Origin of the sequence: Pseudomonas sp. DR48 (assembly GCF_019823085.1) — a bacterium.
Classification (GTDB): domain Bacteria; phylum Pseudomonadota; class Gammaproteobacteria; order Pseudomonadales; family Pseudomonadaceae; genus Aquipseudomonas.
In genome coordinates this window covers 4,197,355-4,219,183 of the sequence record NZ_CP081946.1, presented here as the reverse complement: position 1 = coordinate 4,219,183, position 21,829 = coordinate 4,197,355, and the positions used below count along the sequence as shown (strand labels likewise).

At 58.5% G+C, this 21,829-nt stretch carries 22 protein-coding genes, 1 tRNA gene and 1 pseudogene; 9 read left to right on the top strand and 15 right to left on the bottom strand.

All coding sequences use genetic code 11. The annotated features are described in order from the left end of the window. Nucleotides 1-51: 51 nt before the first annotated feature. Both K5K95_RS19115 and K5K95_RS19110 read right to left on the bottom strand, forming a co-directional pair. Nucleotides 52-1,008: a sugar ABC transporter substrate-binding protein gene (locus K5K95_RS19115; RefSeq protein WP_222585580.1), complete on the bottom strand. Its 957-nt coding sequence runs from the start codon at nt 1,006-1,008 to the stop codon at nt 52-54. Nucleotides 1,009-1,183: 175 nt separating this feature from the next. Next, nucleotides 1,184-1,621, bottom strand: a complete 438-nt coding sequence (locus tag K5K95_RS19110) for a hypothetical protein (RefSeq protein ID WP_222585579.1) — start codon at nt 1,619-1,621, stop codon at nt 1,184-1,186. Between the two features lie 347 nt (nt 1,622-1,968). Between K5K95_RS19110 and K5K95_RS19105 the strand changes: the two genes are divergently transcribed. The 3 genes from K5K95_RS19105 (at nt 1,969) to K5K95_RS19095 (ending at nt 4,210) form a co-directional block, all read left to right on the top strand. Further along, nucleotides 1,969-3,057: an asparaginase gene (locus tag K5K95_RS19105; RefSeq protein ID WP_090182344.1), complete on the top strand. Its 1,089-nt coding sequence runs from the start codon at nt 1,969-1,971 to the stop codon at nt 3,055-3,057. A gap of 168 nt (nt 3,058-3,225) precedes the next feature. Further along, entirely contained in the window at nt 3,226-3,516 is a 291-nt protein-coding gene (locus K5K95_RS19100; protein WP_222585578.1) for a DUF1654 domain-containing protein, read from the top strand. A gap of 4 nt (nt 3,517-3,520) precedes the next feature. Further along, complete coding sequence (locus tag K5K95_RS19095; protein WP_222585577.1) at nt 3,521-4,210, top strand: endonuclease; 690 nt, start codon at nt 3,521-3,523, stop codon at nt 4,208-4,210. Nucleotides 4,211-4,362: 152 nt separating this feature from the next. On the opposite strand, the gene K5K95_RS19090 is transcribed toward K5K95_RS19095, so the two are convergent. Continuing rightward, on the bottom strand, nt 4,363-4,728 hold the full coding sequence (locus K5K95_RS19090) for an SPOR domain-containing protein (RefSeq protein ID WP_222585576.1): 366 nt from the start codon (nt 4,726-4,728) through the stop codon (nt 4,363-4,365). A gap of 250 nt (nt 4,729-4,978) precedes the next feature. Here K5K95_RS19090 and csrA point away from each other — a divergent pair, with 250 nt between their 5' ends. Further along, nucleotides 4,979-5,173, top strand: a complete 195-nt coding sequence (gene csrA / locus K5K95_RS19085; protein WP_007938114.1) for a carbon storage regulator CsrA — start codon at nt 4,979-4,981, stop codon at nt 5,171-5,173. A 192-nt stretch (nt 5,174-5,365) separates the two neighbouring features. Here csrA and K5K95_RS19080 read toward each other — a convergent pair whose 3' ends face one another. Together K5K95_RS19080 and K5K95_RS19075 are read right to left on the bottom strand one after the other, a co-directional pair. Beyond that, nucleotides 5,366-5,821, bottom strand: coding sequence for a DUF2214 family protein (locus tag K5K95_RS19080; protein WP_222585575.1), 456 nt, complete (start codon nt 5,819-5,821; stop codon nt 5,366-5,368). 384 nt (nt 5,822-6,205) lie between these two features. Then, nucleotides 6,206-6,400 carry a hypothetical protein gene (locus K5K95_RS19075; RefSeq protein WP_222585574.1) on the bottom strand — a complete coding sequence of 65 codons (195 nt, stop codon included), beginning with the start codon at nt 6,398-6,400 and terminating at the stop codon, nt 6,206-6,208. A 483-nt stretch (nt 6,401-6,883) separates the two neighbouring features. Here K5K95_RS19075 and K5K95_RS19070 point away from each other — a divergent pair. The 4 genes and pseudogenes from K5K95_RS19070 to K5K95_RS19055 all read left to right on the top strand — a co-directional run. Continuing rightward, a pseudogene (locus K5K95_RS19070) lies at nt 6,884-7,357 on the top strand (helix-turn-helix transcriptional regulator); the annotation flags it as partial. A gap of 40 nt (nt 7,358-7,397) precedes the next feature. Continuing rightward, nucleotides 7,398-7,604, top strand: a complete 207-nt coding sequence (locus tag K5K95_RS19065) for a hypothetical protein (protein ID WP_222585573.1) — start codon at nt 7,398-7,400, stop codon at nt 7,602-7,604. Between the two features lie 49 nt (nt 7,605-7,653). Beyond that, nucleotides 7,654-7,914 (top strand): hypothetical protein, encoded by a 261-nt coding sequence (locus K5K95_RS19060; protein WP_222585572.1) that lies wholly within the window; start codon nt 7,654-7,656, stop codon nt 7,912-7,914. A 361-nt stretch (nt 7,915-8,275) separates the two neighbouring features. After that, nucleotides 8,276-8,950 carry a polysaccharide lyase family 7 protein gene (locus K5K95_RS19055; protein ID WP_222590370.1) on the top strand — a complete coding sequence of 225 codons (675 nt, stop codon included), beginning with the start codon at nt 8,276-8,278 and terminating at the stop codon, nt 8,948-8,950. Between the two features lie 669 nt (nt 8,951-9,619). Here K5K95_RS19055 and K5K95_RS19050 read toward each other — a convergent pair. Beyond that, nucleotides 9,620-9,696, bottom strand: a tRNA-Val gene (locus K5K95_RS19050). A gap of 183 nt (nt 9,697-9,879) precedes the next feature. Between K5K95_RS19050 and K5K95_RS19045 the strand changes: the two genes are divergently transcribed. After that, nucleotides 9,880-11,163, top strand: a complete 1,284-nt coding sequence (locus K5K95_RS19045; RefSeq protein ID WP_222585571.1) for an NAD(P)/FAD-dependent oxidoreductase — start codon at nt 9,880-9,882, stop codon at nt 11,161-11,163. Between the two features lie 116 nt (nt 11,164-11,279). On the opposite strand, the gene K5K95_RS19040 is transcribed toward K5K95_RS19045, so the two are convergent. The 9 genes from K5K95_RS19040 to K5K95_RS19000 all read right to left on the bottom strand — a co-directional run bounded on the left by K5K95_RS19040 (nt 11,280) and on the right by K5K95_RS19000 (nt 21,693). Next, complete coding sequence (locus K5K95_RS19040) at nt 11,280-12,251, bottom strand: XdhC family protein (RefSeq protein WP_222585570.1); 972 nt, start codon at nt 12,249-12,251, stop codon at nt 11,280-11,282. A gap of 1 nt (nt 12,252) precedes the next feature. Beyond that, entirely contained in the window at nt 12,253-13,488 is a 1,236-nt protein-coding gene (locus K5K95_RS19035) for a c-type cytochrome (protein ID WP_222585569.1), read from the bottom strand. Between the two features lie 2 nt (nt 13,489-13,490). After that, the gene (locus tag K5K95_RS19030; protein WP_222585568.1) at nt 13,491-14,030 is read right to left on the bottom strand and encodes a (2Fe-2S)-binding protein; all 540 of its coding nucleotides are present in this window, start codon (nt 14,028-14,030) and stop codon (nt 13,491-13,493) included. Continuing rightward, a complete protein-coding gene (locus K5K95_RS19025) occupies nt 14,023-16,854 on the bottom strand; it encodes a xanthine dehydrogenase family protein molybdopterin-binding subunit (protein WP_222585567.1) in 2,832 nt (943 codons plus the stop codon). The genes K5K95_RS19030 and K5K95_RS19025 overlap by 8 nt, the downstream gene beginning before the upstream one ends. 319 nt (nt 16,855-17,173) lie before the next feature. Next, entirely contained in the window at nt 17,174-17,959 is a 786-nt protein-coding gene (locus K5K95_RS19020) for an IucA/IucC family C-terminal-domain containing protein (RefSeq protein WP_222585566.1), read from the bottom strand. After that, a complete protein-coding gene (locus tag K5K95_RS19015) occupies nt 17,956-18,747 on the bottom strand; it encodes an ABC transporter ATP-binding protein (RefSeq protein ID WP_054615494.1) in 792 nt (263 codons plus the stop codon). The genes K5K95_RS19020 and K5K95_RS19015 overlap by 4 nt, the downstream gene beginning before the upstream one ends. A 12-nt stretch (nt 18,748-18,759) precedes the next feature. Continuing rightward, entirely contained in the window at nt 18,760-19,791 is a 1,032-nt protein-coding gene (locus tag K5K95_RS19010; RefSeq protein ID WP_222585565.1) for a FecCD family ABC transporter permease, read from the bottom strand. Further along, on the bottom strand, nt 19,784-20,773 hold the full coding sequence (locus tag K5K95_RS19005) for a FecCD family ABC transporter permease (protein ID WP_222585564.1): 990 nt from the start codon (nt 20,771-20,773) through the stop codon (nt 19,784-19,786). Before K5K95_RS19005 ends, K5K95_RS19010 begins: the two co-directional genes overlap by 8 nt. Further along, complete coding sequence (locus K5K95_RS19000) at nt 20,770-21,693, bottom strand: ABC transporter substrate-binding protein (protein WP_222585563.1); 924 nt, start codon at nt 21,691-21,693, stop codon at nt 20,770-20,772. The genes K5K95_RS19005 and K5K95_RS19000 overlap by 4 nt, the downstream gene beginning before the upstream one ends. Nucleotides 21,694-21,829: the final 136 nt, after the last annotated feature.

Below are 21,829 nucleotides of genomic sequence, written 5' to 3'. Positions count from 1 at the left end.
ATCTCCATGTGCTCGCCCCGACGGGCGAGCACCCTCGTGTTGCTGGAAGGATTATTTGGTGACCAGTTCCACCGGCGTTTCGATCACGCCATTGGTGCCGCTGTCGACCTTCTCGCCCTTGATGATTTTCAGCGCAGTCTCGATACCGAACACGGCTTGCTTGGCGGCAAACTGGTCAGCGGTGGCCAGGACGCGACCATCCTTGAGCATCGGCTTGATGGCGTTGATGTTGTCGTAACCGACCACTTGCACCTTGCCAGCCTTGCCCGCTGCACGCACCGCGGAAACGGCGCCGACGGCCATGCTGTCGTTGCCGGCCAGCAACGCTTTGACCTCGGGGTATTCGCTGAGGATCGAGGCGGCAACCTTGTTACCCTTGTCGATTTCCCAGTCGCCGGATTGCACAGAGACAATCTTGATCTGCGCCGCTTCCATCGCATCCTTGAAACCCGCCGTACGGGCCTGGGCATTGGTGGTCGTGGACACACCCTCGATGATGCCGACTTCGTCCCCGGCCTTCAGCTGCTTGGCCAGGTATTCGCCGACCAGACGCGCACCTTTGCGGTTATCCGGCCCTACGAACGGTACATTGATGTTTTTGCTTTTGACCACGGCCGGGTCCAGCTGGTTATCGATGTTGATCACGGTGATACCGGCATCGATGGCTTTCTTGATCACCGGCACCATGGCCTTGGAATCGGCCGGAGCGATGACCAGCGCGTTAACCTTGGCCAGGATCATTTGCTCGACGATGCGCGTCTGGCCGGAGGTGTCGGTTTCGTCCTTGATGCCGTTGGAAATAAGCTCGAAATCGCCGGAGTGGTCTTTCTGATAAGCCTTCGCGCCATCTTCCATGGTCAGGAAGAATTCGTTGGCCAGGGATTTCATGACCAGGGCGACTTTGGGTTTTTCAGGCGTCTCGGCGAAGGCCGATGAGACAGGCAGCGCGGCGGATGCGGCAGCCAGCATAGCGACAGCAAGAAGACGTCCAGCGAATGGCAGCTTCATGGGTTCACTCCGATCTTATGATTATTGTGAGCAACGCTTGCGCTGGCGAAGATTGCCGTGCGTCCACCGATGGATCAATCCATCGAGAACGGCGCGCAAACGTTTGCGTAGACCGAACTATGCGAACCCTGCCTGGATTTGTCAACGACCTGTATGGGTATGACCGCCGCGCACCTTACGCTGTCGTGCTGACCAGGGCGCCAGCGCTGGAGTCTTTGGCCAACTCTTTCACCAGGCTGCCCGCCACCTGCGCCAAAGCACCGTTCGTATCGGCTATTTGCCCCTGAATCGCCATGACCGCCGTGGCCTTGGCTTCCGGGGTCGGGTAAGACGCTGCCTGAGCCGCCGCCAGTTGTTGCTGCTCTTCACGCAACTGCTTCTGCAGTTCTTGCATGCGTTTGAGCAGCACCTGCACGGCAATACTTTGGGTGCTTTTGCTTTCTGATGGGCTCTTCTCCGGTGCGGCACCACCGGTTCTCACCTGGTTCTTATCCTTATCGGCCAGCGGAGTCGTGGCGTCGGCTGCTGTGTCGTTCAGGGCATTGATCGTCGCCGAGGACTTGCCTCCGATGGTGACTGCGCTTGGATTTGGAAAACCGACAGATAAAGACATGTTCACTCCCGAAAAGAAAAAATCCCTTGAAGGGGCATCGGCTTGTGCGCCGGTTTCTTTAGCACGGATTTTTCATCTGGCAAGGCGACTTGCGCACCAGAGGTCGTAGGCCTTTTCGGAGAGCCGAACGAGAATCCTCAACTTATTCGGAATCCCGGACAACACAGCGTTTAACGCCTGTAGTCCACAAGATTAATATTCATATAAATCATCGAGTTAAAAGTTTTTCTCATTCAACGTAGGGCTGGTACAGATCCTGCTCTTCTCCTGCACCCCCGGCGTTCAGATCTGCCTGGGGCGCATCTAGATGAACCTGCATCAGCACCGTCACTACTAGAGAGAAAATAATGAAATCTGCCTTCAACACTTTTATTCCGGGCGCCTTGGCCCTCTTGCTACTGCTGCCTACCGCGCTTCAGGCAAAAGAAGTCGAAACTCAACAGAAACTGGCCAACGTGGTGATCCTCGCCACTGGTGGCACCATCGCCGGAGCCGGCGCGAGCGCCGCCAACAGCGCGACCTACCAGGCAGCGAAAGTAGGTATCGATCAACTGATCGCCGGGGTTCCCGAACTCAGCCAACTGGCCAATGTGCGTGGCGAACAGGTCATGCAGATCGCCTCTGAAAGCATCACCAACGACAACCTGCTGCAACTGGGTCGTCGCGTGGCTGAACTGGCTGACAGCAAAGACGTCGATGGCATCGTGATCACTCACGGCACCGACACGCTGGAAGAAACCGCCTACTTCCTGAACCTGGTGGAAAAAACCGACAAGCCGATCATCGTGGTTGGTTCGATGCGTCCTGGCACCGCGATGTCGGCGGACGGGATGCTGAACCTGTACAACGCGGTCGCCGTCGCCAGCAGCAAAGAAGCACGCGGCAAAGGCGTGCTGGTGACCATGAATGATGAGATCCAGTCGGGTCGCGATGTCAGCAAAATGATCAACATCAAGACCGAGGCGTTCAAAAGTGCCTGGGGTCCACTCGGCATGGTGGTTGAAGGTAAATCCTACTGGTTCCGCCTGCCGGCCAAGCGTCACACCATGGATTCGGAATTCGACATCAAAACCATCAAGAGCCTGCCTGACGTAGAAATCGCCTATTCCTACGGCAACGTCAGCGATACGGCCTACAAAGCGCTCGCCCAGTCAGGCGCCAAAGCGATCATCCACGCCGGCACTGGCAATGGCTCGGTGTCCTCGCGCGTGGTTCCAGCCCTGCAAGCCCTGCGCAAGGACGGCGTTCAAATCATTCGCTCGTCCCACGTCAACGCTGGCGGTTTCGTACTGCGCAACGCCGAACAGCCTGACGACAAATACGACTGGGTCGTGGCGCATGACCTGAACCCGCAAAAAGCCCGCATCCTGGCGATGGTCGCGCTGACCAAGACCAACGACAGCAAAGAGCTGCAACGGATGTTCTGGGAATACTGATTCGCCCTCGCCCGACCGGTTCCGGTCGGGCACTTTCTTCACCCCTTGCCAGCATTGGCGAGGGGTTCATACCGCACCTTCCCTCCTCCTGAAAAACTCCCTTTGTCCTACACCAAACGGTAAAAACTGCTGTCAGAGGAATTTCTTGAATTTTAAGCAGTTGCGAAAATGCCTACAGTTAAATACTGTATGCACGTACAGCTTAATAAGGATAATTCCGTGGCCACTACCTCTGCCTCTCCTGACACCTACGCACGCATGGGCCTGCGCGTTCAGAAAATCATCAATTCTCCCACCGCTCAGAAAGCCAAAGCCGCGCTGATCTTCCGGTTGCCGGACGAACCCGTGGATGAGTGGGAACAATTGCTCGAGGAAATCGACGAGAACGATAACGTCACCCTCGCCTATCGCGACGACGGCGGTGTGCAGATTTTCTGGGTTGTGCCGAAGGAAGATTGAGTCGATGAGTGTCCGCTGTTTTGCTTTGCTGTTTCTGTTCATCACCCTCAGCGCCCAGGCTGGCGCGCCACGCACCTTCAACGAAGCCAAGAAAGTCGCCTGGAAGCTGTACGCGCCGCAATCCACCGAGTTTTATTGCGGCTGCAAATACACTGGCAACAAAGTCAATCTGGCGGCCTGCGGGTACGTGCCGCGCAAGAATGCCAAGCGCGCGGCGCGCATTGAGTGGGAGCACATCGTTCCCGCCTGGCAGATCGGCCATCAGCGTCAGTGCTGGCAAGCGGGCGGACGCAAGAACTGCACACGCTACGATCCAACCTATCAAAAGGCCGAAGCCGACCTGCACAACCTGGTGCCAAGCATCGGTGAGGTAAACGGCGATCGCAGCAATTTCAGTTTCGGCTGGCTGCCTGTGCAATCGGGTCAATACGGTTCTTGCCTGACCCAGGTCGACTTCAAGGCCAAGAAGGTCATGCCTCGCCCTTCCATTCGCGGAATGATCGCCCGGACCTATTTCTACATGAGCAAACAGTACGGTTTGCGCCTTTCGAAACAGGATCGCCAACTGTACGACGCCTGGAACAAGACCTACCCGGTCGAAGCCTGGGAACGCCAGCGCAACCAGAGCGTGGCGTGCGTGATGGGTCGGGGCAACGAGTTTGTCGGGCCCGTGAACCTGAAAGCCTGCGGCTAATCGATCGCAGAAACGAAAAGGCCTCGGATTAATACCGAGGCCTTTTCGTTTCTGTACACCCTGGACCAGTCAAGTCACGCGCATCAAATGAGCATGAGATTTTCTTGCGCCCGTTCAAGGTGTCCCGATGAAATGCTCCGTGAGAAACACTATTATTGGGCTGCAGGGCGTTCAAGGACCAACAGTTCAACGTTCTGTTTCTTTGCCCGGGTAAGCGCTGCTGCCACTTCTGCCTGCTTGGCCTCAGCCTCGGCTTTGGAACTGAATGGCCCGACCAGGATGCGCGCCTTGCCGTTTTCCACGACGACATTGGAAACAAAACTGTGCTCGATCAACCAGCCGCTCAGGTCGCTGACAGCCTGAGTCGTTTCGCCCCGCACTTCGAGATCCCATTGCGGCCCGATTGCCGCCGCAGGAGCGGAAACGAGTGCCGGTTTCGGCTTTTGAGCGTCAACACCCTTACCCTCGCCGCATCCAGCCAACGCCAATACTGCGATTACCAAGACCATTTTGCGCACAACGGTTCCCTCTGAATGCCGAAAGCAGCGATTTTAACATTCATGAATACTTCCCGAGTGCCGCAAAATGGGCTCAAAACAACGAGAATGATGGTGACGGCCTCTGTATAGTTACGCCTTGGGAATTAATGCAGCATCTGCGCGTCAGAAAGAGGCACCCAAACCGTGAGACTTAGCACTAATCTATACATAACACCGACCTCTGCACTGTTCGAATCAGGTGCCCTACAAAGCAATCAAGGAGAAGACCATGCTGATACTCACCCGCAAAGTCGGTGAAAGCATAAACATCGGTGACGACATCACCATCACCATTCTGGGCGTGAGCGGCCAGCAAGTCCGTATCGGCATCAACGCGCCGAAAGACGTCGCAGTGCATCGCGAAGAAATCTACCAACGCATTCAGGCTGGCCTGACCGCTCCAGACAAGCCACAAACTCCCTGAATCCTGTTGCAGTCAGTAGCCAGCCGTTCACCCCCGAACCACGGCTGGCTAAAGATTCAAGCGTCGCCTCGCTATCCGCCCCTCGTTTGCTCCGCTTCGGTGGAGAACCTGCAGCCGATACTACCGGCAGGACAGTGCCCTGACTGTCAGACGTTTCGGATTAAACCCGAGGAAGAACGTGATCGGACGTGGTCAACCCAGCGTCACGCCGCGTGCCATGCCCGTAGCAGCCACCACCATCAGCAACACCAGCAGCGCTTCAACATGACTGATCCGGGCGAATAATTTCGCACGGCCGGTATCGATCGTCGCGCCCCCACTCAGGGCAATTCTCCATTTGATAAGCGCGATCATCGGCGCGATTTCCAGCAGCAAGATAACGACGAAAAATGTCATCTTGAGATGGAACAGAGGCTGATGGAGATAGTAATCAGTGCCTTTTTCGTACCCGCCGAAGGCGCGCATCCCACCACTGATCAGTAGAACGACGGCAGAGAGGCCCCACAGGTTGTCGGCCATCAAAACACTGCGCGCCTCCCCTACCCCAGCTGCCAGGCGGGTGAATGCAGTCCCCCGCGTGAGCACCGCCCAGAACCCGATGGCAAAAGCCAGCAAGTGAATTGCCGCAAGCGACCAATGAACCAGCATCGAGACCTCCATCAGACAGCATGAGTTTGGCCTGTCAGTAGTAGCCCAGAAACCCGCGGCTCGCCTGATTCTCATGACTGATGATTCGAAGGAGTGAGTTCGATGACAGCGTTTGCCAAATTTCAGGCAAAAAAAAGCCCAAGCAGCTGATGGAAGCTTGGGACTCAAAAATGCATAAACCGTGGTGGTGAACGCAGGGCGATAATACCCGAGCATTTCACTTGTAACAATATATTTTGATCACTATTCAGTTAAAAAAAATCGTAACCTATTAAATATCCACACAATTTTTATGGTTCTAGGGTAATCCCTATTGGTGAGAGCAGCGCGTCTGTCGTTCGCATCCTAAGATGCGCAGAGCCCAGCGCATTGGCTGGGCCCTTATCATCTTCGGTGTTCCATCATCTTGTCGGCGAGCGCTTTTGCCCTTTCAATCAACAGGTTTTGCCTGTCGTCATGAGTTACCGCCCCGACAACCGGTGCCGTCAGATTGCTTTCCGCAATCAACGCAGCGCAGAAGTATTGATCCCAAACCATTCGGTTTTCAGAGGCCTGCTTGTTCATCTGATTGGCGATCATATGCGGCTCCTTTTGATGAGGTAGCACCGCTATCTTACGCCTTCTTCTACCAGGCTGAAGCAGCTGTCCGCGCATGCAGACGTCTTTACGTATTTACCTTGTGGTTCATTTGTATTCGAACCCAGCCTAAATCGTTACCATGCAAAGGTAATTTCCCAAAAGGGAAATAAAGGTTTTAATTGGGAGATGGAAATCAGAGACATACGCAGAGCACGAGTGCGCCAGATCATCGATCGCGATTTCGGCGGGAAAGATGCTGATTTTGCCGCCAAGGTGGGCAAGCAGCCGTCCTATATCTCAAGGCTGTTCACCGATAAGGCAGAGCACCTCAGAAATATCGGGGAGAAGATGGCGCGCGACTTCGAAATCAAGTGCGGGCTTGAGCCTGGATCGCTGGATCGGCCATTGAGTGAAGACGACCTCAAGTCGGCCGCAATTTCAAGCGCAGCGACGCCGCGCATTCCGCCCAGAGTCGCTATGTCAGACATCGAGATATGGGACGACGAAACCCCGCTCGATAATGACGAAGTTTACGTACCCTTCCTTCAGGAAGTGGAACTGGCAGCAGGCTCCGGCCGATTCGCGATCGAAGAAAGCAACACTTCACGCCTTCGCTTCTTCAAGAAAGACCTTCGCCACAACAACGTGCAGTTCAGTAATGCGAAATGCGTGGTTGTCAGGGGAAACAGCATGCTTCCCGTGTTGCGTGAAGGCGCGACCGTGGGTATCGACGTCGGCAAGAACTCGCTCGGCGCCATCATTGACGGCGACATGTATGCGATCAGCCATAATGGCCAGCTTCGCGTGAAGCAGGTCTACCGCCTGCCCATTGGCATCCGTCTGCGCAGCTTCAACCGCGACGAACATCCGGACGAGGATTATTCCTTTGCCCAGATCCAGGAGCAGCAAATTGCGATTCTTGGGCACGTGTTCTGGTGGGCGATGTACTCGCGCTAACCGTTGAAAGCCAGAATAATGCCCTGCAGAGGGTTACTGAATGCCGAAGACAAAGCAGGAAAGCAAAGCAGTGACTGCTGCTGAAATTGAGCGCTCCATCCAGGCCCTGAACAAAATGGCGGAACGCCTTTGGGGAGATGGCCGGGAAGCTGAGGCGAAAGCCCTTCTCGATGCGCTGGATGCGCTTAACCGGGCGCTGGATCGAATCAGGATCGGGGAGAGTCGAAGGGTTGTGACTCTTCATTGAAGACTGCCACGGACCCAGTAAAGACCTAATGCTCGCGGACGGACAATAAATGACAGACCTGATACAAGGGCTCGACGGCCCCAGGACAGCTCAGCAAGAGCTGTTTTACGATCTTGAAGATGCTACCGCCGTCATCGGCTGGGCAGTGGTTGAGCTGACCAACATGGCCAACAGCAACAAATCGCGCGATGAATCCATGGCACTAATGAGAATCTGCGCGCTTTTGGAAGCTCAGAAAGAAAAGATTCGTCTGCACGCGGATGATGTTAAGGCCGGGAGGACTGTGCGGGTAGAACGAGCGCACAAGTGAAGCGCCCTGCCACGTTTACAGATGAAAAGCCCACTCCCCCGTCGACCCCGCATAGCCATTAATGCCTGACCAACGAAGCCCGCCAACCGCGGGCTTTTTTTCGTCTTGAGAAAAACCAATGGCATCAGTTATTTACCAACAACCGTATTTTATTTACCTTTTTATTTACCATTATGCATTGACGCAACATCTTAAAATGGTAAGTTTACCTCAAGCCGACGCAACTCTGGCCCACGCCAGAAGCAGCTCACTGGAAAGCATCACTTCTGCCCATTCGATGAGTGAGCAGTGGGATGTAGGCCTGCATCAAACGAGAGGCTCAACTGAGCAAGGCAATATCAACGGAATGAGGCATAAAACCATGACTGTAGACATCACCAACTTCACCATTGCAACCCCGCTTCCGATCTCCGATACCAACCCGATAGCGCTTGAGATCATTGGCTGGCGTGCACTGATCGAATGCCCGGACGTCGTCTCGATGCAGCCCGATGGCTCGCTGCAGATGACCGCGCCGACGCTCGGCGCATCCAGCAAGAGCACGAAGCGCACCCGTTGCGAATGGAAGGAACCCGGTTACTGGCTGTTCTCCAGCGCTACGGACCACTGGAACCGTCAGGAGATGCGAGTGACCAAGGTCAACTCGCTGCAGAAGGTTGTGATCGCCCAGATTCACGTGAAGGATTCAGAACGACCGCCCGTAAAGGTGTTTTGGAACAAAGGCAAAATCGTCATGGGGTTCCGCTCGAGCTACCTGCAAGACGATCCGGTCAACTCGACAGTGTTGGAGAACGTGCCACTCGGCGCACTTTTCAATATCAGCATTCACGCCAATTCGAGCGGCGCCGTTTCAGTCTCGGCGAACTGTAACGGCGTCCAATCAACTTCCGCAATCATGCGATTGGACAGTACCTGGGACACGAAAACGCTCGCCTTCCACGGCGGCGTATACAACCAGATTGATTACTCCGAAAGCACCGACCCGGAAGACGGCTCGATCTGCGTCATTAGTGACCTGTCCATCACTCATGCCTGACGTCGCCATTGTGCGCGATTGTAATTAACCAACACCACGCGCCTGACATGGAATCAGAGCCGCAGCAAACCCAGGCCGTCGCCACTGGCGGACCTGGGAATTTCACCGATTTAACTTTTGTAGCGAGGCGCAGCGGGAAGCTGACCGAAGGGAACCCCGGAGGAGAAATCAGCGCTGACTAGTCGTCTCTATCATCACGATCGCGACGGTGGTTGCGATCATATCCCTGATCATTATCGCGACGCTCATATCTGCGCTCACGTCCTCGATCATCGTCCTCGTCTCGGTCATACCCACGGTCGTATCCACGACCATGATCATAGCCCCGATCACGACCGTACCTTTCGCCATCATCCCAGTGAGGACCGCAGCCGCTTAATAGAAGAGAGCCAGAGACGGCCAGGAACAATATTACTGCACGCTTCATTTGAACGTCCTAAATGCAAAGGTCGGCGATAGGACCGTGAGTCTGGTCAATGATTCAGTGGTGGGGGACGCGAAACAAAAAGCAGTCCGACGCAGAGTCGCACGTGCGCGCAAATCAGGAGGTGAGCGCCGAATTGGCGTTCCGAGGTGGGGTTTTGCAAAAGCTTTGCAAATCGCAGACAACAAAAAAGGGCCCACCTTTCGGTGAGCCCTTCTAGACCGCCCAGCAGAGCGGATTTTGTTTGGTAGGCGCGATTGGACTCGAACCAACGACCCCCACCATGTCAAGGTGGTGCTCTAACCAACTGAGCTACGTGCCTGCTGTGAGGCGGCATTCTACGGAATTCCGGAGGGGTGTCAACACCTTTTTTCGAGCTAACCCTATGAATATGCAAAATATTTAATTTCGCGGCGGTAAAGAAGATTTTCCGGTGGCTGGCGGTCGATTTTTAACTCGGGTAGGATCGATGCACTCGTAAAATATATTAAACAGAGGCACCAGGATGGCGAACACCCCCTACCCAGAGTCCTATTACGCCGCATCGGCCAATGCGGCTCCGCCGCGTCCGGCCTTGCAGGGCGATGTAGAGACTGATGTCTGTGTGATCGGTGCCGGTTACACCGGCCTGTCCTCTGCCCTGTTTCTGCTGGAGAACGGTTTTAAAGTGACCGTGCTGGAAGCCGCCAAGGTGGGTTTTGGCGCTTCGGGTCGCAACGGTGGGCAGATCGTTAACAGCTACAGCCGTGACATTGATGTGATCGAACGCAGTGTCGGGCCCAAGCAGGCTCAGTTGCTGGGTCAGATGGCGTTCGAAGGCGGGCGGATCATTCGTGAGCGGGTCGCCAAATATAATATCCAGTGCGACCTGAAAGACGGCGGTGTGTTCGCCGCCATCACCGCCAAGCAGATGGGCCATCTGGAGTCGCAGAAACGTCTGTGGGAACGTTTTGGTCATACGCAGCTTGAGTTGCTGGATCAAAAGCGTATTCGTGAAGTCGTGGCCTGCGATCAATACGTCGGCGGCATGCTCGACATGAGCGGCGGGCACATTCATCCGCTTAACCTGGCCCTGGGCGAAGCGGCGGCGGTCGAGTCGCTGGGTGGCACTATTTATGAGCAGTCGCCAGCGATTCGCATCGAGCGTGGCGCGAACCCGGTGGTGCATACGCCGGAGGGCAAGGTCAGGGCCAAGTTCATCATCGTGGCCGGTAACGCTTACCTCGGCAATCTGGTGCCCGAACTCGCGGCCAAGTCGATGCCGTGCGGAACGCAGGTGATCACCACCGAGCCGCTGGGTGACGCATTGGCCAAAAGCCTGCTGCCTCAGGATTACTGCGTCGAAGACTGCAACTATCTGCTCGATTACTACCGCCTGACCGGCGACAAACGTCTGGTCTTCGGCGGCGGTGTCGTCTATGGCGCACGGGATCCGGCGAACATCGAAGCAATTATTCGGCCGAAGATGCTCAAGGCGTTTCCGCAGCTCAAGGATGTGAAGATTGATTACGCCTGGACCGGAAACTTCCTGCTGACCCTGTCGCGTCTTCCTCAGGTCGGACGCCTGGGTGACAACATCTACTATTCCCAGGGCTGCAGCGGCCACGGCGTGACGTACACGCACCTGGCGGGCAAGGTGCTGGCCGAGGCATTGCGCGGTCAGGCTGAGCGTTTTGATGCGTTTGCGGATCTGCCGCACTATCCGTTCCCGGGCGGGCAATTGCTGCGCACACCATTTGCCGCATTGGGCGCGTGGTATTACGGCCTGCGGGACAAATTCGGCTACTGACAGACACCAAAACCCTGTGGGAGCGGGCTTGCTCGCGAAGGCGGTATGTCAGTCAAATTTGATGTCGACTGACACGCCGCCTTCGCGAGCAAGCCCGCTCCCACAGGGGGATGGCGTTAGAGTCGATCCCGCGCGATGCCGCTGCGGATTCGCAGGATATCGGCGAGTACGGCCAAGGCAATTTCGGCCGGAGTCTTGCTGCCAAGGTTCAAGCCGATAGGCGCATGAATCCGAGACAACTCCGCCTCCCCCAAACCACCAATCCTGCGCAGCCGCTCGAAACGCTTTTGCGAGGTTTGCATCGAGCCCATCACGCCGATGTAAAACGCCTCGGTACGCACGGCTTCCATCATCGCCAAATCGTCGATGCGTGGATCGTGCGTCAACGCCACCACCGCGGTGTCGCTGTGGCAGCCGCCGTCCGCAATGAACACAGACGGCAACTGACGGCGAATCTCGACGTTTTCCAGCACCACGCCTTCCAGCACTTCATCGCGCGGATCACAGAGAATCACCTCGAAGCCCAGGCCCACCGCAAACTGCGCACACGCCTGAGCGACGCTGGAATACCCCGCCAACAGCAACCGTTGCGCCGCGCCAATCCGCACACGAACCCGATCGATCTCGCGCTCGATGCGCACGCCCTGCTCGCGGTCATCCAACAGACTGCGCGCCCCACTGGCCAGATCGACTTCACGGATCAGCCGACGCTGGCCCAACAATGCCGACTCCAGTTGCCGCAGATGGGCCTGCACCTCGCAATCAGGCTCAAGCATCTCCACCAGCACATCGAGGACGCCGCCGCAGGGCAGACTCACGCGAGAGCGCGGGTCGTCACCTTCGCCGTAACGGACCACGCTGACGGCGTCAACAAACGCCCCCTCGGCGACGCGCTCGAGGAAGTCTTCCTCGACGCAGCCGCCGGACAGCGAGCCGATCCACTGTCCATCCGTGTTCACCGCCAGCATCGAGCCCGGCGCGCGCGGCGCCGAACCGTAAGTGGCGAGCACCGTGCACAGCCAGGTGCGCTGGCCGGCCATCGACCATTCCAGCGCCCGTCGTACCACCTGCAGATCGAGATGCTGCATGTCAGTGCGCCTTGTGCTCGAGCGGCGGTGCATCGGCCCGCAGCTTCTGCACGTCATTCACCGCCAGATCAGCCGACTGGCCACCCAACCCCTGACGCAGGTAGTTCAGCAGGTCAGTGAGTTGCTCGTGGCTGAGTTTGTTGGCAAACCCCGGCATCGGTTGCATGCGCTCGAACCCGGCAAACTTCTGCTCACCGATCCCGTCGTCGATGACCCGCACCAGGTTGCGCGGATCTTCCAGGCGCAACGTGGTGTTGCCGCGCATGGCCACCGCGATGTGCGGCTTGCCCTCGCCGTCCGGTGCATGACAACCGGCGCAGACATTCAAGTACTCCTGACGACCGCGCTGGGCGCTGGCGCTCAGCTTATCCAGCGGGACATCAGTCAGCGCTTTCGCCGCCGGCGGCTGATCGCCCAACAGAAACGTCGCCATCGCCGCCAGGTCCGGGTCGTTGAGGCCTTGGGTGCTGTTGTGGAACACCGGGAACATCTCGTTGAACATCGTGCCTTGGGCGCTCATGCCGTGCTTGAGGAACGAACTCAGGTCCTGATGATTCCAGCCGCGAGCGGCCAGGTCGTTGGCCAGCAGACTCGGCGCCAGGTAACCGTTGAGCAGGCCGCCGGTCATGCGTTTGTCCTGCTGCATCGCGCCCGGCAAGCCGCGCGGCGTGTGGCATTCGCCGCAGTGACCGAGCACGTCGACCAGGTATTGGCCACGTTTGAAGGCTTCGCTATTGCCTTCGGTGGACGCCAGTTTCACGTCCTTGCCGTAGAGCATGTTCCAGCCTGTCAGGCCCAGACGTACGTTGAACGGAAAGCTCAGGCTTGTGACCGGCGCTGCGCGTTCAATCGGTTCGACAGTTTTCAGGTAGGCGTGAATCGCATCAGAGTCTTCGCGCGGCATCAGGTGATACGAGGTGTAGGGCATTGCCGGATACAGGTTCGCGCCGTCACGACGCTTGCCTTCGGTGAGTGCGGCGAAGAATTCGTCATCGCTGTAGAGGCCGATGCCGTGCTCTTTGCTCGGGGTGATGTTGGTACCGTAGATCGTCCCGAACGGCGAAACGATCGGCAGACCGCCCGCATACGGCGCGCCACCCGGCGCGGTGTGGCAAGCCATGCAGTCGGCGGCGCGGGCGAGGTATTCGCCGCGTTTCACTTGTTCATCCGCGTGCGCCAGCAACACCGGGGCCACCAGGCCCACCGCCAACGCCAGACAGGAAAGTAGAGGCTTCATGCTTAACCCTCCTTGACCAGGCCGAGATCGGTGAGCACGTTGCGCGTCGCGCTGTAGTAACGCACGTAGCCGGTGCAACGGCAGATGTGGTGACCGAGGCTGTCCTCGATGACTTGCTCCAGCTGGCTTTTGACGATCGGTTGACGCTGCAGTTTTTCCACCAGCACGGTCGCGGCGTTGACGAAACCCGGCGCGCAGTAACTGCACTGGAAGGCAAACTCATCGACGAATCGCTGCTGGATCGGATTCAGCTCAGTGACCTTGCCCTGCTCGTCGCGCTTTGCATGGCCTTCGATGGTCCGCACTTTTTTGCCTTCGAAATAATGCGCACCGGTAATGCAGGTGCGCACTTCTTCGCTGGTGCCGTCCGGGTTGTCGACGATCACCACACAGGCGTGGCAGATGCCCTGGCCGCAGCCCAGACGGGAGCCGGTGAGGTTTTTGTATTCGTGCAGGTAATCGATCATCGGCAGGTCATCAGGGATGTCCACCGGGCCGACGGATTGACCGTTGAGGGTCAGTTGAAGCGGACGGTTAGCCATTGAGGGCCTCCTTGATGCGTGCGGAAGTGATAGGCAGGTCGCGGACCCGTTTGCCGATGGCGTGGGCCACGGCGTTACCGATGGCACCGACCACCGGAATCATCACCACTTCGGCAATGCCCTTGGACGGATCGCTTGGCGACAGTGGCGGCAGTATCTCGGCCGTCTGCTTCCAGACTGCGACGTGGCGCGCCATCGGCAGGCGGTAACGGTTGAAATTCCAGTCACCCTCCCCCGGCCCGCCTTCGTACAGCGGCATTTCTTCGAGCAACGCATGGCCGATACCCATGGCGATGCCGCCTTCGATCTGACCTTTCACCAACTCTTCCACCAGCACCCGACCGCACTCGACCCACGAGTGATGGTTGAGCACCTGGACTTCGGCCGAGCCCTTGTTCACTTTCAATTCCACCAGCGTCGCCACCGGGCTGTAGTAAGTCACGGCCGCGTTGTTCAGCTGGGTGTCCGGGTAATGGACGTTCTGCCGATCCAGCAGATGGAAACCGGCGCTGCTCATCTGCGCCTTTTTCACGCTTGGCGCGCCGTCGCCGTACTTGACTGCCAGGCCATCCAGCGGCAGGCGCTCACGCACGCCGTCGATGCTGAACTCGGCCTCGGCCCAGCTCCAGCGGTTGAAACCGTGCACCGTCGCGCCGGTGACCAGGCCTTTCTCATGAGCGAACTTGGCCAACTGCTCAAAGCTCAGCGGCTGCATGCCGTTGGCGGTGAGTTTGCCGTCGACCCAATGCGCGTCTTCGCGACGTACCACATACGGGTTGGCCTGACCGCCATAAGGACCTTGGCCCCAGATCTGCAGCGCTGCCGGCCACAAACCGTGGTTGAACAGCACACGCGCCGCTTCACGGGTGGCGTGGCTGAAGTAGTACGCGGAGTTGGTCGCCGACGAAGCGGAAGCCAACTTGCCGACCCAGCGCGGATTACGCAGGAATCCGTCCTGCTCGGCCTGGCTCATGATGTACGGGTTGCCGCTGGTGATCAGCTGCAACTCTTTCCACTCGGTCTCACCGGTCTTCACTTCATGCGCCGGGCTGCCAAGGAAATCCGCCACCACCATTGCTTGCGACGTGGACATGCCGGTGCCGATTTCAATGCCGATGTGACGCAGGTGGATGCGGCCTTCAGCGCTGAATTCGATGCTCGCCATCGGTGCTTCGGAACCGGTGCCGAAGTCTTTCTGGCAAATGGCAAAACCGATGCCGTACCAGTTGTCCGGGTCCTGGGCTTCTCGCTGTTTCTTGATCGCGTCGCGGTTTTTCCAGACTTCGTGAACGGCGGCCTTGTCGAGAATCTCGTGCAGGCGCAAGGCACCCGCCGGCACCGCGCCCTGGGTGTTTTTCATGCCCGAAACCATGGCGTTTTTCTTGCGCAGATCGATGGCGTCGATGCCAAGGCGATCGGCAATTTCATCGACCATCATCTCGGTGGACGCCATGCTTTGCAGGGTGCCATAACCGCGCATCGAGCCGGCTTCAACGGCGCGAGAGTGATAAGCCGTGACCTGCAGGTCGTTCTGCGGCATGTAGTAAATCGACTGCGCTGCCGTGGCGCCAACCGCCGCCACCGATGGGCTGTAATTGATGCGTCCACCGCCGTCGACGCTCATCTCGGCGCGGAAAATCTTGAAGCTGTGATCGGTCTTGTCGACGGCCAATTGGTAGCGGATGTCGAACGGGTGACGCTTGATGCCGCTCTGGAATTGTTCGTAGCGATCATTGGCCAGCCGCACGGGAACACCGGCGCCGTACAACGCCGCCAATGCCGCGTAATAAACGAAAATGTTGTGGTCTTTGGAACCGTAACCCACGGTGTAGCCGGGGTGCATGTTCAGGTTGGCCAGGCCGAAGCGGGACGGCGCGATCATCTTCGCGGTTTCCGTCGCGGCTTCCAGTGGGCACTGAGTTGCCACCACGAAATGCAGGGTCTTGGTCGCCGGATCGTACCAGCCGTTGCCGTTGTCCGGCTCCATCGCAGCGGGTTCGATCGAAGGGGTTTTGTAGCGCTCGTCGAACACCAGCCAATTGTCTGGCGGGGTGTCGATCTGCTGCTTCATGCGGTCGGCGTAGAACAAACCGCGCTCGGTCAGGTTGCCGTGCAGGTTCGGCTGGGAATTCCACACCCGGCGACGGTTTTTCAGCATCGGGAACAGGATCGAATCCTTGAGGCTGGCGAATTCGTCTTCGTCCGCCGAGGTCGCACCGCCAACCCGCACGTAGCGGAAGCTGCCGTAGGTATCGCCTTCGTAGAACGGCACCTGAGCACCGTAACGAATCGCTTTGTCATTGAATTTGAGTTTGGCCTTGGCCTGGCGGAAGCGCTCGAAATCGTTCCAGATCAGGATCGCCACGGGATGTCCGATGAACATCGGCACCTTGCCTTCCGGCAGCAGCGGATCAGGCGCGTGCTCTTCGGGGAAGACGATGCCGTCCTTGTCCAGGTCCGCGGCGGTAACGATGCGGTCGGGCTGCAATTCGGCACCGAGCCACGCCAGGTCGTACCCGGCATAAATGCGGTCGGCCTTGGTGGTTTTCAGCAGCATGGCGTGGCCTTGCTGCTCGGGCCAGCCCGGCATGTCCTTGGCGCGAATATCGCGGGCAAAAACTTTGCTGCCGCAGACCTTGGACAAGGCATCGTTACGCGAGCGCGCCTTGCCGTTGTTGCCGAGCCATTGCTCGGAAGGCACGGTCACGCTGTTTTCCATCAAGGCCGCCAGCGCCTGACTGCTGAGCGGCGTGAGCGTGACGCTCACGCCCGCCACCAGCCCGCCCTGCAGGAACGAGCGCCGGGATATATCACGGTTGGACATGGATCATCCTCTGGGCGGTTATGGGTCCGCCCTTCTGGTTATGTACGGGGAATCTCGAGTCTTGGCGAAGCCCTTCCTGACGATGCAAAGGGCCGAATAGACAGTGCAAACCTGACCGAAAGGTTAAGTTTATAGGCTTATGCGCTCGCGGCAAATATCCAGACACGAAAAACTGACCAAAGAATCAAAATATTGCGGCGTTGCGCTGCAATACATCGAAGCCGCGGTCGGAAAAATGGCCGATGGTGAACGACGGCTCATTCGCTACTCAGCGATTAAGTCCCGGCCGACGTTAGTTGGCGGAGGTTAATCAGGTAACTCATCGGCATTTTTTCCCCGAACGCAGCAATGGGCAGATCGAGCAGTATTCAGCGGGCTCGGTGGCCAGATAGTAGAAACAGCAGGTTCGGCGAAAGCGGATGCTTCGCTGCCCCTCGTCCACCAGCGTCGGCGGTCGACGAAAATGGCTCAGCGGGTTGTAATCGAGGCCGAACAGCGCCGGTTCGGCTTGGGTCATCAGCCAGTTGAAATCCGCTTCACAGCGTTCGCGCACCGCTGGGTCGTCGATTGTCACCATGTGTTTTTCATACAGTGAATAGACGCGAACGGCCGTGTTTTCCCAAAGGATGCGTCGGGAAACGCCGGTGACCCGATTGAAGGTTTGCCACAGCGGTTTCAGCAGATCGGCAAACAGCGCTTGAACGATGGATTCGCGCCAGGCTTCGCGCTTGCCCGCTTCATACGTCAGTAGACGGGAATGGCTAATCGGCATCGAAGACGTCCATAACCCGTCATCGTGACCGTATTCGACCACCGTGTTGTCCAGGGACATCAGCAAGCCTTTGTCATACATCGACATCGCATACAAACAGGCACCGGTCGCCAGAAACGACAAGCGCTTGCCCAGCAATGAGGCGGTAATCGCCCGAGTCGGCGAGCCGATCACCGGGCCCAACGCGTCCAGCAGTTGCACGCACACCTCTTCCTGCAACAAGTCCCGGGCCAGCAGCGAACGCAGCGAGTCGCGGTCGGCGCTGTCCTTGAGCCGCAACTCACCGGACAATGCCGCCCACTCTGAAGCCGTGAAGTGACCGGCCAGACTCATTGCGGCAGTTCCCGGCCAAACGGAATGCACAGCGGCGTACCGAAGAACGGATCGGGAATGATCCGGCAATTGAGGTCGAACACGGTTTTGACCAACGCCTCGGTCAGTACCTCGTCGGGCCGGCCTTGGGCGAACGCGGTCTGGTTGTGCACCGCCACCATGTGGTCGGCGTAACGGCAGGCCAGGTTGAGGTCGTGGAGCACCATGATGATGGTTTTGTTTTCGAGCCGGTTGAGGTCGCGCAACAGATCCAACACTTCAATCTGATGCGCTAGGTCGAGGAATGTGGTCGGTTCGTCGAGCAACACGATGCCGGTGTCCTGGGCCAGGGTCATGGCGATCCACGCCCGCTGGCGTTGCCCGCCGGACAACGCGTCCACCGGTCGATCCGCCAGGGCCAACAGACTGGTTTGCGCCAGCGCGCGGTTGACCATGGCTTCATCTTCCGCCGACCACTGCTGCATCCAGCTCTGATACGGATAGCGTCCCAGCGCCACCAGTTGCCGCACGGTAATGCCCTCCGGCGCGCTCGGCGTTTGCGGCAAGATCGCCAACTCCCGAGCCACGGCGGCAGTGGATTTCTGCTGAATGTCCACGCCGTTGAGAATCACTGAGCCCTGCTGCGGTTTCAGCAGCCGCGCGAAGGATTTGAGCAAGGTGCTTTTGCCGCAGCCATTGCTGCCGATCAATACCGAAATCTTGCCTTGGGGCAGTTGCATGTCCAGCGCGTCAATAATCACCTGGCGCTGATAACTCAGGGTCAGGCCGCGACTTGCAATCGACGTCATACGTTGAATTCCTTAATGACGTTGTTTAATCAACAGATAGAGAAAAAAGGGTGTGCCGAGCACGGCGACAAAAATCCCGGCGGGCAGGTCCAGCGGTAAAAACAGCGTGCGCCCGGCAACGTCGGCCAGCACCACCAGGTTCGCGCCGACCAGCGCGGCCATCACCGCCTGGCCGCCAAACCCCGGCGCCACCAGACGCTTGGCAATGTGCGGCGCGATCAGCCCGACAAATGCGATCGCCCCGCCCCAGGCAATCGCCGAACCGGCCAACGCCACGCTGACCAGCAACAAACCGGCGCGTAGCCATTGCACGCGCACGCCAATACCCAGTGCGAGGCTGTCATCCAGTTGCTGCACCATCACCTGCCGCGCCAGGAAAACCAGCAGCGGACAAATGCCCAGCAGCCAGGCACCCAACGCCAGCGGCTCGGGCCAACTGGCGCCGTAGACGCTGCCGGTCAGCCAGACATAAGCCGACAGGGTCGTGGTCAACGGACTGAACACCAGAATGAATGTGGTAGCGGCGGTCAACATCGCCGAGATGCCGACGCCGATCAACACCAGCCGCAGCGGTGAGGCGCCCTGTTTCCAGGCCAGCAGATAAATCGCCAGTGCCGCCAGCCCCGCGCCGAGCATTGCCGCCAGCGGCAGATACTGTTGACCCAGCGCCACCGAGAAAAACGATAAATACAACACCGCCGCCGCACTGGCGCCGCTGGTGATGCCGAGCAAGTCAGGCGAGGCCAGTGGATTGCGGATGATGCTTTGCAGAATCAGCCCGGACACCGACAACGCCGCGCCCACCAGCGCCGCCAGCAGGATCCGTGGAAAGCGCAATTGCTCGACGATAAACGTCAGGCTGGCGTCCTGATTCGACAGCAGGATGCGCAGCACTTCCAGCGGCGAGAGCATGACTTTGCCCAGGGACAACGAGCCCAGCATGATCAGCGCCGTCACCATCGACGCCGCCAGCAATCGCCACAACGTCGCAATATTAATCCGCCGGGAAAACCCGCTACGACGCCAGGTCAGGACCTTATCCATAACGACCTCCACGGCGCGCCAACAGAATGAAAAACGGCGCTCCGAACAGCGCGGTCATCACCCCCACCGGCACCTCTTGCGGCAAGATCAGCACCCGCGACAAGGTATCCGCCAGCAGCAAAACAATCGCGCCCAACAGCGCGCACCCTGGCAGCAACCAGCGGTGATCAATCGACAAGCCTTTGCGCACCATGTGCGGCACCAGCAAACCGATAAACCCGATGCTGCCGGCCAACGCCACCGCACTGCCCGCCAGGCACACCACCAGCACGCTCATCAGCAGCCGGATCAATCCGGTTCGCTGGCCGAGGCCAGTGGCGATTTCTTCCCCGGCATTCAGCACGTTAACCTGCCCCGCCAACAGCATCGCGCCGAACACCCCGAGCACACCACACAGCAGCAACGGCGCGGCGACCGACAGGCTGCGTTCGGTCAATGAACCCGCGAGCCAGAACAGCACCGTGTCCAGTCCATCCTGATTGACCACCAGCAACGCCTGGCTGAATGCGGAGAACAACGCCGCCATCGCCGCACCCGCCAGCACAATGCGCAACGGGCTCAGGCTGCCCTGCCCCATGTTGCCGATCAGCCACACCAGACTGCCCGCCACCGCCGCACCGATAAACGCGCACCACAGCCACGCGTCCGGGGACGACAGGGAGAACAACGACGAAAACAGGATGATGAAAAAAGTCGCCCCGGCATTGATCCCGAACAGTCCGGGAGATGCCAGCGGATTGCGCGTCAGCGCTTGCATCAGGGCGCCGGCCACTGCGAGGCTCGCGCCCACCGCCATGGCCATCAAGGTCCGCGACAGGCGCGTGGTGGTGACCAGCACATGGCTGACGCTCAGGGGATCGGGATGCACAAACGCCGCAAAAACCTGCGACAACGGAATCCAGGTGGCCCCGACCGCCAGGCTCAGCACGGCGCTCAGCAACAACACAACGCCCGCACTCCACATCTTCAACGCGTTACTCATGAGGCCGCGTCCGCCGTGACCAGGCGGGCAACGTCATCGAGCATCAGGTTCGCCCCGAGCATGCCGCCGGACAGGCTCCACGCGACGCCGTCGACCCGCCACACCTGGCCCTGTTGCGGTGCGCGCATTTGCTGCCACAGCGGGTGCTGCACCAGGCTTTCATAATTTCGCTGCACTGCCGCTTTCTCCGCGCGCAAGAAGATGAAGAAAATATCGGCATTCACCACCGCCAGGCTTTCCTTGCTGGTGAGTTTGATCGACACCCCGCTCGCCGCCCGACTGGCTTCACTCCAGTCAAAGCCCAATTCAGTGATGACGGAACCCGCAAAGCTCGCCGGCAGATAGCTGCGAATGTGGTCCTCACGCACATCCAGAATCGACACCGTGGGCGGCCAGCGTCCGGCAAACTTGTGCTGCAATTGCAGGCGCAGTTGCGCCACACGCTGCTGCCAGTGGGTCAACACCTCATCGGCCCGCTGTTGCCGGTACAAGGCAACGCCCATCAGCGCCAGGGTCTTTTTGAACTCGAACACTTCCTCCAGCATCACCACCGGAGCGATCTGCTTGAGCAACGGAGCGATGCGTTCATGGCGAAAGCGCGAGGCGATGATCACGTCCGGTTTCAGTAGCGCGATGTCCTCCAGGCTGGGTTGGGTTTCCAGCCCAACATGGGGTACCGGCTCCAGCGCCGAACGCAAATAGCGATAGGTGGGTTTTTCGCTCCAGGAATCAACGATGCCGCACGGTGTAACGCCCAACGCCACGGCGCTGTCGGTGGCGCCCTGAAACAGGGTGATCACCCGCAGCGGCGCGGCGTCGGTTTGGGCCCACACAGGCATGGAAAACCTGACTGCAAGCACGCCAAAAGACAGGCGCAACAGCGTGCGCCTGGAGGGATGAGGTTGAAGGTCAGTCTTCACAATGCAACCAGTGGAAAGGGTTCACCACCTGGCCTTTGCCGAACGGCATGCTGCCGGGGCCGCCCGCCCGTTCGATCATCGGCGTAAGCAGCAACTTCTGTGGCCAGTGCGGTGAAGTTCATCCAATTATTTTCCT

Excerpts from the sequence above, each read along its gene's own strand:
- K5K95_RS19055 (WP_222590370.1), top strand. The coding sequence starts at position 8,276 with ATGACTGTAGACATCACCAACTTCACCATTGCAACCCCGCTTCCGATC.
- K5K95_RS19015 (WP_054615494.1), bottom strand. The coding sequence starts at position 18,747 with ATGACGTCGATTGCAAGTCGCGGCCTGACCCTGAGTTATCAGCGCCAG.
- K5K95_RS19040 (WP_222585570.1), bottom strand. The coding sequence starts at position 12,251 with ATGCAGCATCTCGATCTGCAGGTGGTACGACGGGCGCTGGAATGGTCG.
- K5K95_RS19035 (WP_222585569.1), bottom strand. The coding sequence starts at position 13,488 with ATGAAGCCTCTACTTTCCTGTCTGGCGTTGGCGGTGGGCCTGGTGGCC.
- K5K95_RS19025 (WP_222585567.1), bottom strand. The coding sequence starts at position 16,854 with ATGTCCAACCGTGATATATCCCGGCGCTCGTTCCTGCAGGGCGGGCTG.
- K5K95_RS19075 (WP_222585574.1), bottom strand. The coding sequence starts at position 6,400 with ATGATCGCCAATCAGATGAACAAGCAGGCCTCTGAAAACCGAATGGTT.
- K5K95_RS19060 (WP_222585572.1), top strand. The coding sequence starts at position 7,654 with ATGACAGACCTGATACAAGGGCTCGACGGCCCCAGGACAGCTCAGCAA.
- K5K95_RS19080 (WP_222585575.1), bottom strand. The coding sequence starts at position 5,821 with ATGCTGGTTCATTGGTCGCTTGCGGCAATTCACTTGCTGGCTTTTGCC.
- K5K95_RS19045 (WP_222585571.1), top strand. The coding sequence starts at position 9,880 with ATGGCGAACACCCCCTACCCAGAGTCCTATTACGCCGCATCGGCCAAT.
- K5K95_RS19020 (WP_222585566.1), bottom strand. The coding sequence starts at position 17,959 with ATGAGTCTGGCCGGTCACTTCACGGCTTCAGAGTGGGCGGCATTGTCC.
- K5K95_RS19110 (WP_222585579.1), bottom strand. The coding sequence starts at position 1,621 with ATGTCTTTATCTGTCGGTTTTCCAAATCCAAGCGCAGTCACCATCGGA.
- K5K95_RS19030 (WP_222585568.1), bottom strand. The coding sequence starts at position 14,030 with ATGGCTAACCGTCCGCTTCAACTGACCCTCAACGGTCAATCCGTCGGC.
- K5K95_RS19095 (WP_222585577.1), top strand. The coding sequence starts at position 3,521 with ATGAGTGTCCGCTGTTTTGCTTTGCTGTTTCTGTTCATCACCCTCAGC.
- K5K95_RS19010 (WP_222585565.1), bottom strand. The coding sequence starts at position 19,791 with ATGGATAAGGTCCTGACCTGGCGTCGTAGCGGGTTTTCCCGGCGGATT.
- K5K95_RS19005 (WP_222585564.1), bottom strand. The coding sequence starts at position 20,773 with ATGAGTAACGCGTTGAAGATGTGGAGTGCGGGCGTTGTGTTGTTGCTG.
- K5K95_RS19100 (WP_222585578.1), top strand. The coding sequence starts at position 3,226 with ATGCCTACAGTTAAATACTGTATGCACGTACAGCTTAATAAGGATAAT.
- K5K95_RS19065 (WP_222585573.1), top strand. The coding sequence starts at position 7,398 with ATGCCGAAGACAAAGCAGGAAAGCAAAGCAGTGACTGCTGCTGAAATT.
- K5K95_RS19115 (WP_222585580.1), bottom strand. The coding sequence starts at position 1,008 with ATGAAGCTGCCATTCGCTGGACGTCTTCTTGCTGTCGCTATGCTGGCT.
- K5K95_RS19105 (WP_090182344.1), top strand. The coding sequence starts at position 1,969 with ATGAAATCTGCCTTCAACACTTTTATTCCGGGCGCCTTGGCCCTCTTG.
- csrA (WP_007938114.1), top strand. The coding sequence starts at position 4,979 with ATGCTGATACTCACCCGCAAAGTCGGTGAAAGCATAAACATCGGTGAC.